The organism is Magnetospirillum molischianum DSM 120 (genome assembly GCF_000294655.1).
Lineage (GTDB): Bacteria > Pseudomonadota > Alphaproteobacteria > Rhodospirillales > Magnetospirillaceae > Phaeospirillum > Phaeospirillum molischianum.
Genome location: NZ_CAHP01000009.1, coordinates 43,178 through 56,901, shown reverse-complemented (window position 1 = coordinate 56,901; position 13,724 = coordinate 43,178). Strand labels below are relative to the sequence as shown.

At 62.1% G+C, this 13,724-nt stretch carries 14 protein-coding genes; 7 read left to right on the top strand and 7 right to left on the bottom strand.

Annotated features, from left to right (window positions below; all coding sequences use genetic code 11):
* The first annotated feature begins 3 nt into the window (after positions 1-3).
* The 4 genes from PHAMO_RS02025 to PHAMO_RS19210 all read left to right on the top strand — a co-directional run bounded on the left by PHAMO_RS02025 (position 4) and on the right by PHAMO_RS19210 (position 3,316).
* The gene (locus PHAMO_RS02025) at positions 4-351 is read left to right on the top strand and encodes a hypothetical protein (RefSeq protein WP_002725905.1); all 348 of its coding nucleotides are present in this window, start codon (positions 4-6) and stop codon (positions 349-351) included.
* Between the two features lie 63 nt (positions 352-414).
* Entirely contained in the window at positions 415-2,256 is a 1,842-nt protein-coding gene (gene ilvD / locus PHAMO_RS02020; protein ID WP_002725903.1) for a dihydroxy-acid dehydratase, read from the top strand.
* A 20-nt stretch (positions 2,257-2,276) separates the two neighbouring features.
* Positions 2,277-3,146, top strand: a complete 870-nt coding sequence (locus PHAMO_RS02015; RefSeq protein WP_155801489.1) for a bacteriohemerythrin — start codon at positions 2,277-2,279, stop codon at positions 3,144-3,146.
* Complete coding sequence (locus PHAMO_RS19210) at positions 3,143-3,316, top strand: hypothetical protein (protein ID WP_235720768.1); 174 nt, start codon at positions 3,143-3,145, stop codon at positions 3,314-3,316. Before PHAMO_RS02015 ends, PHAMO_RS19210 begins: the two co-directional genes overlap by 4 nt.
* 71 nt (positions 3,317-3,387) lie before the next feature.
* Here the strand turns inward: PHAMO_RS19210 and PHAMO_RS02010 are convergent, their stop codons facing one another.
* Entirely contained in the window at positions 3,388-3,627 is a 240-nt protein-coding gene (locus PHAMO_RS02010) for a YfhL family 4Fe-4S dicluster ferredoxin (RefSeq protein WP_002725898.1), read from the bottom strand.
* A 427-nt stretch (positions 3,628-4,054) separates the two neighbouring features.
* Here PHAMO_RS02010 and PHAMO_RS02005 point away from each other — a divergent pair, with 427 nt between their 5' ends.
* Both PHAMO_RS02005 and PHAMO_RS02000 read left to right on the top strand, forming a co-directional pair.
* Complete coding sequence (locus tag PHAMO_RS02005) at positions 4,055-5,788, top strand: 2-oxoacid:acceptor oxidoreductase subunit alpha (protein ID WP_002725897.1); 1,734 nt, start codon at positions 4,055-4,057, stop codon at positions 5,786-5,788.
* A 3-nt stretch (positions 5,789-5,791) separates the two neighbouring features.
* Positions 5,792-6,619: a 2-oxoacid:ferredoxin oxidoreductase subunit beta gene (locus PHAMO_RS02000; RefSeq protein ID WP_002725895.1), complete on the top strand. Its 828-nt coding sequence runs from the start codon at positions 5,792-5,794 to the stop codon at positions 6,617-6,619.
* A gap of 80 nt (positions 6,620-6,699) precedes the next feature.
* Here the strand turns inward: PHAMO_RS02000 and PHAMO_RS01995 are convergent, their stop codons facing one another.
* From PHAMO_RS01995 to PHAMO_RS01980, 4 genes are all read right to left on the bottom strand, one after another.
* Positions 6,700-7,509, bottom strand: a complete 810-nt coding sequence (locus tag PHAMO_RS01995) for an alpha/beta hydrolase (protein WP_002725893.1) — start codon at positions 7,507-7,509, stop codon at positions 6,700-6,702.
* 74 nt (positions 7,510-7,583) lie between these two features.
* Positions 7,584-9,518: an acetate--CoA ligase gene (gene acs, locus PHAMO_RS01990; protein WP_002725891.1), complete on the bottom strand. Its 1,935-nt coding sequence runs from the start codon at positions 9,516-9,518 to the stop codon at positions 7,584-7,586.
* 192 nt (positions 9,519-9,710) lie between these two features.
* Positions 9,711-10,124 carry an EVE domain-containing protein gene (locus PHAMO_RS01985; protein ID WP_002725889.1) on the bottom strand — a complete coding sequence of 138 codons (414 nt, stop codon included), beginning with the start codon at positions 10,122-10,124 and terminating at the stop codon, positions 9,711-9,713.
* Positions 10,124-10,399, bottom strand: a complete 276-nt coding sequence (locus tag PHAMO_RS01980; RefSeq protein WP_002725887.1) for a YciI family protein — start codon at positions 10,397-10,399, stop codon at positions 10,124-10,126. The genes PHAMO_RS01985 and PHAMO_RS01980 overlap by 1 nt, the downstream gene beginning before the upstream one ends.
* Positions 10,400-10,592: 193 nt before the next feature.
* Between PHAMO_RS01980 and PHAMO_RS01975 the strand changes: the two genes are divergently transcribed.
* Positions 10,593-11,198, top strand: coding sequence for a DUF4337 domain-containing protein (locus tag PHAMO_RS01975; protein WP_002725885.1), 606 nt, complete (start codon positions 10,593-10,595; stop codon positions 11,196-11,198).
* A 21-nt stretch (positions 11,199-11,219) separates the two neighbouring features.
* Here the strand turns inward: PHAMO_RS01975 and glk are convergent, their stop codons facing one another.
* Together glk and glgA are read right to left on the bottom strand one after the other, a co-directional pair.
* On the bottom strand, positions 11,220-12,182 hold the full coding sequence (gene glk, locus PHAMO_RS01970) for a glucokinase (protein ID WP_002725883.1): 963 nt from the start codon (positions 12,180-12,182) through the stop codon (positions 11,220-11,222).
* Complete coding sequence (glgA, locus tag PHAMO_RS01965; RefSeq protein ID WP_002725881.1) at positions 12,179-13,654, bottom strand: glycogen synthase GlgA; 1,476 nt, start codon at positions 13,652-13,654, stop codon at positions 12,179-12,181. Before glgA ends, glk begins: the two co-directional genes overlap by 4 nt.
* Positions 13,655-13,724 lie beyond the last annotated feature (70 nt).

Genomic DNA, 13,724 nt, shown 5'->3' with positions numbered 1-13,724 from the left:
ATTATGGACGATATGGAAGCCGCCATCGAACGCGCCGAACTGCGGGCGGAACTTGCCGCCCTGCGCCAAGAGGTCGAGACCCTGCGTGTCGAGCTTGAGGAGATGCACGCCGACGCCGATCTCGAAGCCTGTCATGTCGCCGGTCTGACCGCGCAATTGAAGGCGCTGATCGCCGAGGGCGATGCTTGCCCCGACACGGCGGCTCACCCGTTGCTGAAGCGCGAGACCTTTACGCATGCCCGCACGGGCGAGGCAATCACCAAGACCCGCGCCTTCCCGCTGTACCGAGAGGCGTTCGACGCCGAGGCTCGACGCCTGGGTATAGACAATCCCGAAGAACTGCGCGCCTGAGCCAGATTTAGACTTAAAAATCCGGACGCGAGCCGTCCGGCTCCGTGAAAGGATCGTACCGCCATGCCTCCCTATCGTTCCCGTACCTCCACCCATGGCCGCAATATGTCGGGTGCCCGTGGCCTGTGGCGGGCCACCGGGATGACCGACGAGGATTTCGGTAAGCCGATCATCGCCGTGGTCAATTCCTTCACCCAGTTCGTGCCCGGTCACGTCCATCTGAAGGATTTGGGACAGATGGTGGCGCGCGAGATCGAAAAGGCCGGTGGTGTCGCCAAGGAATTCGATACCATCGCCATTGATGATGGCATCGCGATGGGGCATTCCGGGATGCTGTACTCGCTGCCGTCGCGCGATCTGATCGCCGATTCGGTCGAGTATATGGCCAATGCACATTGTGCCGATGCGCTGGTCTGCATCTCGAACTGCGACAAGATTACTCCCGGCATGATGATGGCCAGTCTGCGCCTCAACATCCCGACCATCTTCGTCTCGGGAGGGCCGATGGAGGCGGGCAAGGTGACGGTGGGCGGCAAGACCCATGCCGTCGATCTGATCGACGCGATGATCAAGGGAGCGGACAGTTCGGTCTCGGACGAGGATGCGCTGGCCTACGAGCGTGGAAGCTGCCCGACCTGCGGTTCCTGTTCGGGGATGTTCACCGCCAATTCGATGAACTGTCTGATCGAGGCGCTGGGGCTTGGCCTGCCCGGCAATGGCACCGTTGTCGCCACCCATGCCGACCGCAAGGATCTGTTCCTCGAATCCGGCCGCCGCATCGTCGATCTGTGCAAGCGCTGGTACGAACAGGACGATGCCAGCGTTTTGCCGCGCTCGATTGCCACCAAGGCGGCGTTCGAGAACGCGATGACGCTCGATATCGCGATGGGCGGATCAACCAACACTGTTCTTCATTTGTTAGCGGCGGCCCAAGAGGCCGAGGTCGATTTCGGTATGGCCGACATCGACCGGCTGAGTCGTCGTGTACCCTGTCTGTGCAAGGTCGCCCCCAACGTTCCCGATGTTCATATCGAAGATGTTCATCGCGCTGGCGGCATTTTTGGCATTCTGGGCGAGCTTGACCGCGCCGGGCTGATCCATCGCGATGGCCCGACGGTTCACACGGCCACTCTGGGCGAGGCGATCGACCAGTGGGATATTTTGCGCAGCGACGACCGCGCCGTTCATACGCTGTATCGCGCCGCGCCCGGAGGCTTCCGCACCACTCAGGCTTTCGGACAGAACCGCCGCTGGGCTTCGCTTGATACCGACCGCGCCAAAGGCGTGATCCGTTCGGCCGAGCACGCTTTCTCGAAAGATGGCGGGTTGGCGGTGCTGTTCGGCAACCTCGCGGTCGATGGGTGCATCGTCAAAACCGCTGGGGTTGACGAAAAGAACCTGACCTTCTCCGGCCCGGCGGTGATTTGCGAAAGCCAGGAAGAGGCCGTCGCCAAGATTCTCGGCGGCGAGGTCAAGTCCGGCGACGTCGTGATCGTTCGTTATGAAGGTCCGAAGGGCGGCCCCGGCATGCAGGAAATGCTCTATCCCACCAGCTACCTGAAGAGCATGGGACTGGGCAAGGTCTGTGCCTTGATCACCGATGGCCGCTTCTCTGGCGGCACCTCGGGTCTGTCGATCGGGCACGTTTCACCCGAAGCGGCCGAAGGCGGCGCTATCGGACTGGTCCAGTCAGGCGATATAATCGATATCGATATTCCCAATCGCTGTATTGCTGTCCGCGTTGACGATTCTGAACTCGAAACCCGGCGGGCGGGCAAAGGCAAGGGGGCTTGGAAGCCGGTCAATCGCGACCGCCAGGTTTCCCCCGCGCTTCGGGCCTATGCCGCGATGACCACCAGCGCGGCACGCGGCGCGGTTCGCGATGTTTCTCAGGTGGAACGCTAGGGTGGGTTGATATTTAGCACATGAGCGGCATCCACTGGAGCGAGATGATGAGTGTCGGGGTTCCGATCCTGGATGCGGATCACCGCATCCTGATCGGCCTCATCAATCATCTTCAACGCTCGATTGGGGATGCCGAGGAATACGCCGCTGTCGGCAGTGTTCTCCGGGCGCTGGAGGAATACGCCTCGAGTCATTTCGACCGCGAGGAACGGATGATGCGGGCGTGCCGTTTTCCGCTGCTCGATCAGCATCGGCAGACCCATGTCGGGTTTGTCGAGCAGGTCGAGCGGCTCCAGCGCCGGTATGAAGCCGATCAGACCAGCGTTCGCGCCCGCGATTGCCTGACCTTTCTCAATCGCTGGCTGATCGACCATATCTGCACTTCGGACATGGGGTATCGCACCAGTCTGGTCGGGCACCGTGAAGCCCTGGATGCGGGCGGCGTAAGGCCGCTGGGCGGAGACAGTCTTTCGTCGGACGAAGACTCTTCGGTAGATTGGCGGCGGTTGCGCGTTCTGGTGGTCGATGACAATCTGAACTTCCGCGAAATTCTCTCGACCATCCTGTGGGCCGTCGGAATCGGCGGTGTGACGATTGTCGCCGGCATTGACGAGGCGCGGGCAGCGCTGAACGCGGGTGGTTTCGGGCTGGTGATCTCGGACTGGCATATCGGCGACGAAAGCGGCCTTGATCTGGTGCGCTGGATACGAACCTCGGGGGGTGTGTCGTCGGCCTTGCCGGTGCTGATGCTGTCAGCCTATGAAGGGCCGGAGCGGCGTGACGTCGCCTTGGCTGCCGGAGCCGACGATTTTATGCGCAAGCCGATCGCTGCCGGTACTCTGCTGGAATGTATCGCTCAGTTGATCTTGCAGAGCAGGAGACGGTCATGAGTGCGTCGGCCAATCGTGAGGCCCGTCAGGCTGAGGCGTTGCGGGCCAATCTAGCCCGGCGCAAGGCGCAAAGCCGTGCCCGGTCCGAACCCTCCCCGCAATCTCCCGAGACCGAAGCCGCCTCGACCACCGGACCCGATACGAAGAATGCGCCTCCCGTATCCGAGTAGATGATTCTGTCCCTCTGCCCATAAACAAACCCCGCCGAATCGCTTCGGCGGGGTTGTTCGACCGGCGGAGGTCAGCCGTGCAGAGATTGGTACTTGGCCATCAGCGCATCCTTGCTTTCGGCGACACCGGCGATGATGGCGTCGGCGGGACAGACCAACTGGCACTGAGGGCTATCTTCGGCTCCGACGCATTCGGTGCAGCGGTCGGCTGCGATGACGTAGATCACGTCGCCGGAGGAAATGGCGTCGTTAGGACAGGCCGAGACGCAGGCATCGCAGCTGGTGCAATCGTCATTGATCTTCAGGGACATCTTGCGTTCCTCTCTTCTCGTCGAAGCCCTCCCGCTGTGTGTGCGAAGGGCGGATGGCGCGCGCCATAGAGCGACGCCGGTCCCTTCGGCGTATATCGGTTTGGACGTGGCCAATGCAACCGGATTCCCTTTGGGGTTTTCCTTTGCGTAATTGGCGCAAATCCCGCTCGCTCAGTGTGAATACCCCAGCTATTATAGCCGACCCCGAGCTTTCGCCCGGCCCCCCACCTGTTCCGGCGACATTATCGCCGAGCTTATGGCCTCCAGGTCAGAAGAGGCAGAGGGGCGGATTCGTCCTGGTGAGCAGAGACGGGGCGAGTCGCGCCGGTTTGCCCGCGCGGCGCGATGCCAGACGTAACGACGTGGCCAGGACCTTCGGAACAGTGATCGGAACCGGGGGGCCAAGATTCCGAGGGGACGTAACCATATGACGATCAGTTCAGGTTCAGTCTCGATCGCCTTGTGCGGCAGCGGTGGTGCCGGGGTGATGACAGCTGCCAACATGTTGGTGGATGCCGCAGCTCAGGCCGGTTACTACGCGCTGTTCAGCCGTTCCTCCGGCCCGCAAATTCGCGGTGGTGAGGCAGCGGCGCTGTTGCGCCTGTCGGCCGAGCCGATCACTTCCGTAGACGACACGTTCCAGATCCTGCTGGCGATTGACTGGTTGAATGTCGCCCGCTTTGCCGCCGAACTGCCGTTGAATGGCGAAAGCCTCATTCTGGCCGACCCTGCCGCAGGCGAGGTGCCCGAAGTTCTCACGCGTTCGGGTGCCCGTATCGTCGATCTGCCGATGAAGGATCTGGCCCAAACGATTCCTGGCGGCCGACCCAACATGATTGCACTTGGCGTTGTCGCTGCGCTGATCGGGTTGGGTGTCGAGCCGGTAGCGGAAGTGCTGGGTAAGTCTCTGAAGAAAAAGCACGCCGACGCGTTCGAAGCCTCGCTGGCGGCGGTGCGCCATGGTGCCGAAACCGGCGATTCCCTGGTGGCGAACTGTCGCAAGCTTCATCCCGCCTTGCCCCGTCATGGGGGACGGTGGACCATCTCGGGCAATCATGCCGCCGGGTTGGGCGCGATCCGGGGTGGCATCCGTTTCTGTGCCGCCTATCCGATCACGCCCGCCACTGAATCGTTGGAGTATCTCAGCGCCGCTCTGCCCAAGATTGGCGGTGTCTTTGTTCAGGCCGAGGACGAACTCGCATCGATCAACATGTGTATCGGCGCTTCGTTCGGCGGCGATGCCTCGATTACCGCTACCGCGGGTCCAGGTCTGGCTTTGATGACCGAAGGGCTGGGGCTGGCTGTGTCGTCCGAGACCCCCGTGGTGGTGCTTGACGTTCAGCGTGGCGGCCCTTCGACCGGCATCCCCACCAAGTCCGAGCAATCCGATCTTAACATCGCCCTTTACGGCTTGCATGGCGATGCGCCGCATCTGGTGGTCGCGCCGCAATCGATCGGCGATTGTCTGTTTACCACTCAGTGGGCGGTCCATCTGGCCGAGGCGATGCAGGCCCCCTGTATCGTGCTGTCAGATCAGTCTCTGGGGCAAAGCCGCGCCGTGATCGATCCGGCGGCAGCCAGCCCGTTTTTCGCCAATCGCGAGATCGCCCGCACGCCAGAAGAGGGCGAGACGTTCAAGCGCTACGCCCTTACCAATACGGGTGTGTCGCCAATGCCGGTTCCCGGTACTCCTGGCTGTCAGTATACCGCCGACGGACTCGAACATGCCGAATCCGGTACGCCGTCGTCGCAGGCGTCCGACCACTTCCGTCAGCTTGACAAGCGTCTGCGTAAGTTGGTCTTGCATGATTACGGGCCGCATTGGGCGACGATCGAAGGCGAGGGTGAGATCGCTGTCATCACCTGGGGGTCGTGCACCGGTGCCGCGCGTGAGGCCGTTCACCGTGCCCGTGCCGATGGCGTCAACGCCCGCCTGATCGCGCCGCGTCTGCTTTATCCCATCCGGCCCGAGGAGATGGCTCGTGCCCTTGACGGGGTGCGCCGGATTCTGGTGGTGGAACAAAGCCATCTCGGCCAGTTCAACCGCTATCTGCGCGGCGAGTACGATCTGCCCGCCCGGCCCGACCTGTTGAGCCGTCCCGGTCCGTTGCCGATCCGCCCAGGCGAGATCCATGCCCGCCTTCTTGCGATGGGGAAGTAAGTCATGAATGCTCCCACTTTTAGCGCGAAGGATTTCCGGTCCGACGTCAAGCCGGTCTGGTGTCCCGGATGCGGCGATTACGGCGTCCTGTCCTCGATTGCCAAAGCTTTTGCCGATCTGGAACTGGCTCCGCATCAGACGTCGGTTGTGTCGGGGATCGGTTGCTCGTCACGCATTCCGGCCTACACCAACACCTATGGTTTCCACTCGATCCATGGTCGCGCCCTGGCGGTGGGGGCGGGGCTGAAGCTGGCCCGGCCCGATCTGACCGTGCTGGTCGCGGGTGGCGACGGCGATGGTTTTTCGATCGGCGGCAACCACTTCATCCATGCCTGCCGCCGGAATGTCGATATGACCTATGTGGTGATGGATAACCGGGTCTATGGCATGACCAAGGGCCAGCCTTCACCCACGACCGAGGCCGATTGGGATGCTTCGGCGATGGCTCCGCCCGGTGGAACCGGCGTTACTCCGTTCCATCCTCTTGCCATTGCCTTGGCCTCCGGGGCCAATTTTATCGCGCGGGCTTTTTCCGGTGATACCAACGGCACGGCGGCACTGATCGCCGAAGCGATCCGTCATCCTGGTTTTTCTTTCGTCGTCGTGATGTCACCGTGCATTACCTTCCGCGAAGAACAGCGCGACTGGAAAAACGTGGTGCGGCAATCCGGCTTCCCCGCCACGTCCGATCCGGCTCAGGCGGCTCGGCGGCTGATGACCGACGATGGCTTCAATATGGGCGTGCTGTACCGAGGCAATCGCGACTCGTTCGTCAAGCCACGTTCGACGGAATGCTCTATCGCCGATCTTGATGCCGAGTTCGCGGTATAGCGTTTCTCGTTGGTTCCACCCACTCCCATCGGGGTCTTTCCGGCCCGGTGGGAGTGTCGGGGAGCGATCGGCCCGATGGGCTATAGGCGGCGCAGGAAATCGAGGATCGGTCGTTCCGCACCGTGTTCCCATAAATCGTTGTGATGGGCGAGGGGGAGGAACACCGCCCCCTTGTCGGCCGATCCGGCGGCGGCGACCAGGGTCCGGGCCATCGCGGGCGGGGTCAGGTCGTCCTGTTCTCCGTGGATAATCAGCAATGGTGCCTTCAGCGCGGCGATCTTGGTCAGATTGTCGAAATGATCCCGCATCAGCCATCGGGCCAGCACGGTCGGGACGTAAGGCGGGGCAAGGTCGGCCAGGGCGGTGAAGGGACATTCCAGAATCACCGCCAGTGGTTCAATCTCTCGGGTCATCGCCATGGCGACGCCTGATCCAATCGATTCTCCGCACAGAACCAGACGTCCCGATCCAACACCGCGACCGGCCAACCACTCCAGCACGGCGCGGGCATCGGCGGTCAGGTCTGCTTCGCTGGGCTGTCCGCTGTTGCCGCCATAGCCGCGATATTCGACCATGAATACGCCGAATCCGGCATCAAGCAGAAAGCGGGCCTTGTGGGCGCGTTTGGCGTTGGTTCCGGCATTGCCGTGAAACATGACCAAGGTGGGAGCGTGGGGGTGAAGCGGTGGAGCATACCATGAGGTGATCAGCCGCCCGTCATGGACGCGAACTGGCACCGGCAGCATTTCGCTCAGGCCAATATCGGCGGGATCGGTGCGGGTGGGATCGGGCCGATAGATCATGTCTCGCTGGAACAGTCCCAGAGCCAGCAACATCAGAAGATACAGGCTGGCCAGGCCCCCCGCAGCCGCCAGCAACGCCGTTACCATCCTCATCCCCCTGCCCAAGGATGAGGCCCGCGAAGCGCTTCGCGGGCCTTACCCGTCCTTACTCAGGTACTGACTTAGACGCGATTCATCCGATTGTCGATCAGATCCTCAACAACGGTGGGGTCGGCCAGGGTCGAGGTATCGCCCAGCGTGTCATGCTGGTTCTCGGCGATCTTACGCAGAATGCGGCGCATGATCTTGCCCGAGCGGGTCTTGGGCAGGCCCGGTGACCATTGGATCAGGTCGGGGCTGGCGATCGGACCGATTTCCTTGCGGACCCAATTGACCAGTTCCTTGCGCAGTTCCTCGGTCGGTTCCTCGTCGGCGACCAGGGTGACATAGGCGTAAATGCCCTGTCCCTTGATCTCGTGGGGATAGCCGACGACGGCGGCCTCGGCGACCTTTGGATGGGCGACCAGGGCGGATTCAACCTCGGCGGTGCCCATGCGGTGACCGGACACGTTGATAACGTCATCGACCCGGCCGGTGATCCAGTAATAGCCATCCTCGTCGCGCCGCGCACCGTCACCAGTGAAGTACATCCCCTTATAGGTGGAGAAGTAAGTCTGGACGAAGCGCTCGTGATCGCCATAGACCGTGCGCATCTGGCCCGGCCAGGATTCGGCGATGCACAGATTGCCTTCGACCGCGCCTTCCAAGATCTTGCCCTCGGCATCGACCATCACCGGCTTGACACCGAAGAAGGGCAGGGTGGCCGAGCCCGGCTTCAGTGCCGTCGCACCGGGGAGTGGGGTGATCAGGATGCCGCCGGTCTCGGTCTGCCACCAAGTATCGACAATCGGGCAACGATCGTCGCCAACGACACGGTGGTACCAGGTCCAGGCTTCGGGGTTGATCGGTTCGCCGACCGATCCCAGCAGACGCAGGCTGGCGCGGCTGGTGCGCTTGACCGGAGCTTCGCCCTCGCGCATCAGGGCGCGGATCGCGGTGGGGGCGGTGTAGAAGATGTTGACCTTGTGCTTGTCGATCACATCCCAGAAGCGGGAGACGGTCGGGTAGTTCGGCACGCCTTCGAACATCAGGGTGGTGGCACCGTTGGCCAGCGGACCGTAGACGATGTAGGAATGGCCGGTGACCCAACCGACGTCAGCGGTGCACCAATAGACCTCGCCGTCGTGATAGTCGAACACGTATTGGTGCGTGATCGCGGCATAAAGCAGATAACCGCCCGACGTGTGCAGGACGCCCTTCGGCTTGCCGGTCGAACCGGAGGTGTAGAGGATGAACAGCGGGTCTTCGGCGTCGATCTCTGCCGGGACATGGGTGGGGGCCGCTTTCTCGACCAGATCCTGATACCAATGGTCGCGTCCCGCTTCCATCGCGACAGTGCCGCCGGTGCGCTTGACCACGATCACGTTCTTGACCGATCCGCAGCTCTCCAACGCCTTGTCGGCATTGGCTTTCAGCGGCACCTTGCGGCCGCCGCGCAGACCTTCGTCGGCAGTGATCAGCAGCGACGAATCGCAATCCTGGATGCGTCCGGCCAGCGAATCCGGCGAGAATCCGCCGAACACCACTGAATGGATTGCGCCGATACGGGCGCAAGCCAGCATGGCGACCGCGGCTTCGGGAATCATCGGCAGATAGATGGTGACGCGCTCGCCCTTCTTGACGCCCAGATCGGTCATGGCGTTGGCGAGGCGGCAGACCCGTTCGTGCAGGTCGCGATAGGTGATATGAGCGGATTCGGCGGGATCGTCGCCTTCCCAGATGATCGCGGTCTGGTCGCCTCGGGTGGCGAGGTGGCGATCAAGGCAATTGGCGGCAACGTTCAAAGTGCCGTCCTGGAACCAGCGGATATGTACGTCGCCGGTAAAAGAGACGTCCTTGACCTGAGTATATGGCTTAATCCAGTCAAGGCGCTTACCCTGCTCGGCCCAAAAGCCCTCGGGATCTTTGATCGAACGTTCATACCATTCGGTATATTTCTTTTGATCGATCCAGGCGGACTTTGCGATCTCGGCGGGAATGGAATAGACGTCGGTCATCGCGGGGCAGTCTCCCTTTTTTCTGTTTGTGGCCCGCGCCTGGTGGGGTGCCGGCGCGGGGCGTTTCCTCGTCTCTTATGTGGCTGGATTATGTGCGAGTCTGCCATGCGAAACAAGCATGACTGGGGGGTATGTTGCCACCCTGCCCAATTGACTTGGTTCGACCTTGTTTTCGCGGGAAAAAAGATAAGTTTAAATAGGTTCATCAGCCATGGCGAGAATAAGGCGGGCTGCCTCGTCATCAACCGGGCTGACAGACAGGCGTGATTGCCGAACCAGGGCAAGGTGCGCCAATTCCGGGACGGCCTTGATCGTAGCCAGATCGACCGGCCGCGCCACCGCTTTGATCGCGGTGAAATCGACGGCAACCCAGCGCCCGGTCGGATCGGTTGGGTCCGGGTGGGCCGGAGCGGTCACCTTAACCAGCCCGACGATTCGCCGCTCTTTGACCGAATGGTAGAAAAAAGCCATGTCGCCAACAGTCATGGACTTTAAGTAGCTGGCGGCCTGGGCGTTGCGAACACCGTCCCAGGCCTGGGTTCCGACACGAACATGGTCGTCCCAAGACCACGTTTCCGGCTCGGACTTGACCAGCCACCATGCCATCAGGGCAGAACTTTCTTGAAGGGGGTGACGGTGACCGATTCGAATAGACCGGCCTTGGCATAGGGGTCGGCGGCCAGAACAGCGTCAAGCGCGGCACGGTCGGCGATGTTGAACACCAGAAGGCTGCCGATCATCGTCTGGCGGTCGTCGCTCAACAACGGACCGGCCAGGACCAGCGTTTCGAGATGGGCATTGAGAAAGGCGAGGTGGTCCGAGCGATTGTCCAGCCTGACATGTTGATGGTCGGGCTTGTCCTGACAGCGAACGACGAACATAGTATGAGTTCTCCGGAAAACGGAAATGAACTAAGAGACTTTAATACTAATTCCCGATGAAGGAAACGCATCGGGAATGGGTTAGGCTCAAGGATTCCTAAAGACCCCCGCCTACCGCTTACAGGGGGGGGCGCGGCGATCGATTGCGATTGCCGAGATTTTACGGTAGCGGATCTGAAAGAAAAGGTCAGCCATGGAAGTCCACGAAACTCAAGAAACAATACACGAAGCCGCTCACGCCGGTCACGATCCAGAGAAGGTCTCGCTCAATCGTAAGATCGCTGTGGCAATCAGCATTCTCGCCGCGTTACTGGCGATTGTTGAAGCTGCAGGGAAAAGTGCGCAGAACAATTCTATTTCCGCGAATATCGAAGCCTCGAACCTGTGGGCCTTCTTCCAGGCCAAGACCATACGCATGACGACGATGGAAACGGCCGCCGACGCGTTGGAAGCCGTTGCCGTTACGGGTCTGCCCGAACCAGCGGTTCAAGCGCTGGAGAAGAAGGTTACCGATTGGCGGGCGACGGCACAGCGCTATCGCAGCGAGCCGGAAACCAACGAAGGCCGAAAAGAACTTGCCGCCCGCGCCAAGGCGGCGGAAGAAGTGCATCGAACCGCGTTGGCGTCCTATCACCTTTACGAATATGGCGCTGCCGCGTTGCAGATTGCGATCGTGCTGTGCTCGGCGGCGGCGGTGACCGGAGCCATTGCCCTGGCGTTCGCTGCGGGAGGGCTTGGTGCGGTCGGCCTGGGCTTTGCGCTGCTGGGCTGGTTAGCGCCGACCTTGATCCACTTGTAAGGTCGCGGCGGTCGCTGTGGTTCAGCTCTTGTCGCCAGAGCGGACCAGGGCGGCCAGACCGACGAACGCCGGCAATGGGTGGACGATCAGGCTGGTCGGAACCGCCGCAAGATAGGGCTGGAAACGGCCATGCGCCTCGAAACGGGCGCGGAAGCCCGACCGGCGGAACTGCTGGGCCATTCGGGGCAGGATGCCCCCAGCCAGATAGACTCCGCCCAGAGCACCAACAGTCAGAGCCAGATTGCCGGCGACGGTTCCCAGCATCGCGAAAAAGGTCTCGACGGTTTCACGGCAAATTGGGCACGAACCGTCGAGGCCGTGGCTGGTGATGACATCCGGGGTGCTGTACACCGCCTGATGGCCCGACAGCGCCGACAATGCCTGATAGAGGTTGACCAGTCCCTGACCCGACAGGAGGCGCTCGGCGGAAACATGGTCGAATCGTTGCCGCAGCCACTCCAAGATTGCGGCCTCGCGGGCGTTGGCGGCGGCCATGGTGACGTGACCGCCTTCGGCTTCGAGCGGATACCACGACGACCCGCAGGGCACTAGCGCCGACACGCCCAGCCCGGTTCCTGGCCCTAATACTGCGATGGTGTGGCGGTCGCGCGCGGTTCCGCCGCCGATCGTCATCAGATGGTCTGGTTCCAGATGCGGCACCGCCAGGGCGATTGCGGTGAAATCGTTGATCATCTCTAGCCGGGCGAGGCCGAGGTCACGGCTGGTCTCTTCAACCGAAAAGGCCCAGGGCGAGTTTGTCAGCTCAACCCGGTCGTTGCCCAGAACCGAGGCGACGGCAAAAGCACCCCTGACGGGGGCCGTGCCGCCGCTATGTTCGGCCAGATAGGCCTTGGCCGCTTCGGCCGGGCCGGGGTAATCGGCGCAGCGATAGGTTTCAGGGCGGACGACGCCATCTTCGCTGACCAGGGCAAAACGAACATGGGTTCCGCCGATATCGGCAACCAGAGAGACCTCGGACGTCATGCCGGATTAACCTTCCGTGCTGTGATCAGCTCGGTATAGAGAGCCTGATAGCGTTCAGCCGAGCGGCCCCAACTGAAATCCTGAGCCAGACCGGCTTCGACGATCCGCTGCCAGCGCTCGGTATCGGCGAAGAGCGCGACGGCCCGTTCGATTGCCCACTGGAACGCGCCCGCGTTGGAATGTTCGAAGACAAAGGCGTTGGCGGTTCCGGTCATCAGGGTATCGTAGCCGGTATCGATCAGGGTATCGGCCAGTCCGCCGGTGACGTGGCCGATTGGAACGGTGCCGTAGCGGAAAGCGTAGAACTGGGTCAGTCCGCACGGTTCGAAGCGCGAGGGGATCAGCAGCATGTCGCCGCCAGCCATCAGCCGGTGCGCCATTTGCTCGGAATAGCCGATTCGCACCGCCATCTGATCGGGATGCGCGGCGGCAGCGGCCTTGAACGCCTCTTCCAGATCGTGGTCGCCGGTCCCCAGCACCGCGACCTGAGCGCCGAGGCCGAGGATCGCGGGCAGAACCGCCAGCAGCAGGTCCATTCCCTTTTGCTCGGTCAGGCGGGTAACTACCACCAGCAGGGGCGCGCCGGGGCGGATGGCAAGCCCCAGTTCCTCCAGTAATGCCGCTTTGTTGGCGGCTTTGCCCGTTGCGTCGCCGCGCGGGAAGGGATGGGCGATATGAGGGTCGGTCCCTGTATCCCAGACCTGATAATCGGCACCGTTGAGGATGCCGGTCAAATCGGCGGCGCGGGAGGCCAGCAATCCTTCCATCCCATAACCAAAGGCCGGGGTTTGAATTTCGCGGGCATAGCGTGGGCTGACCGTGGTCAAGCGGTCGCTATAGAACAACCCGGCCTTCAGGAACGACAGATTGTCGTAATATTCGAACCCGTTGATGTCGTACATCTCGGGGGGCAGGCTCAGGCGGGCGACCAGATCGGGGGCGAAGCGGCCCTGATAGGCGATGTTGTGGATGGTGAACACGGTTCCGGCGCGATTAGCCGGTCCCCATGCCGCCAACCAAGCGGGTGCCAATCCGGTCTGCCAGTCGTTGCAATGCAGGATATGAGGCCGCCAGGCGACCGGGCTGGCATCGGTTGACAGCAGAGCCGCCGCCCAGGACAGCAGGCCGAAGCGAAGTCCGTTGTCTGGCCAGTCGCGGCCCTGGGAATCCTGATAGGGGCCGCCGTCGCGGTCGTACAGGACGGGGCAGTCGAGCAGCCATACTTTCAGATGCGAGCCGTTCAGACGGCCTTCGATCAGGATGGTTTCCCCGCCGACTCCCAGTGGATCGCCAAGCCGGCTCAGTTCGTGCCGATCGACGAGTCCCGCCATTGCCGCCGGATAGCCGGGCATCAGAACCCGGACATCGCGTCCAGCCTCAGCCAGCGCCAGCGGCAGGGCGGAAGAGACATCGGCCAGCCCGCCCGTTTTAGCCAGGGGAAAGACTTCCGAAGACGTGAACAGTACCCGCATTGCCGCCTCCCTTATGGAGGGTGTTTGATCCCTCCAGGCCACACCCTAGCCCGGATCGCGTACAGGGTCG

Coding starts and splice junctions, on each gene's coding strand:
- PHAMO_RS02025 (WP_002725905.1), top strand. CDS start 4: ATGGACGATATGGAAGCCGCCATCGAACGCGCCGAACTGCGGGCGGAA.
- ilvD (WP_002725903.1), top strand. CDS start 415: ATGCCTCCCTATCGTTCCCGTACCTCCACCCATGGCCGCAATATGTCG.
- PHAMO_RS02015 (WP_155801489.1), top strand. CDS start 2,277: ATGAGCGGCATCCACTGGAGCGAGATGATGAGTGTCGGGGTTCCGATC.
- PHAMO_RS19210 (WP_235720768.1), top strand. CDS start 3,143: ATGAGTGCGTCGGCCAATCGTGAGGCCCGTCAGGCTGAGGCGTTGCGG.
- PHAMO_RS02010 (WP_002725898.1), bottom strand. CDS start 3,627: ATGTCCCTGAAGATCAATGACGATTGCACCAGCTGCGATGCCTGCGTC.
- PHAMO_RS02005 (WP_002725897.1), top strand. CDS start 4,055: ATGACGATCAGTTCAGGTTCAGTCTCGATCGCCTTGTGCGGCAGCGGT.
- PHAMO_RS02000 (WP_002725895.1), top strand. CDS start 5,792: ATGAATGCTCCCACTTTTAGCGCGAAGGATTTCCGGTCCGACGTCAAG.
- PHAMO_RS01995 (WP_002725893.1), bottom strand. CDS start 7,509: ATGGTAACGGCGTTGCTGGCGGCTGCGGGGGGCCTGGCCAGCCTGTAT.
- acs (WP_002725891.1), bottom strand. CDS start 9,518: ATGACCGACGTCTATTCCATTCCCGCCGAGATCGCAAAGTCCGCCTGG.
- PHAMO_RS01985 (WP_002725889.1), bottom strand. CDS start 10,124: ATGGCATGGTGGCTGGTCAAGTCCGAGCCGGAAACGTGGTCTTGGGAC.
- PHAMO_RS01980 (WP_002725887.1), bottom strand. CDS start 10,399: ATGTTCGTCGTTCGCTGTCAGGACAAGCCCGACCATCAACATGTCAGG.
- PHAMO_RS01975 (WP_002725885.1), top strand. CDS start 10,593: ATGGAAGTCCACGAAACTCAAGAAACAATACACGAAGCCGCTCACGCC.
- glk (WP_002725883.1), bottom strand. CDS start 12,182: ATGACGTCCGAGGTCTCTCTGGTTGCCGATATCGGCGGAACCCATGTT.
- glgA (WP_002725881.1), bottom strand. CDS start 13,654: ATGCGGGTACTGTTCACGTCTTCGGAAGTCTTTCCCCTGGCTAAAACG.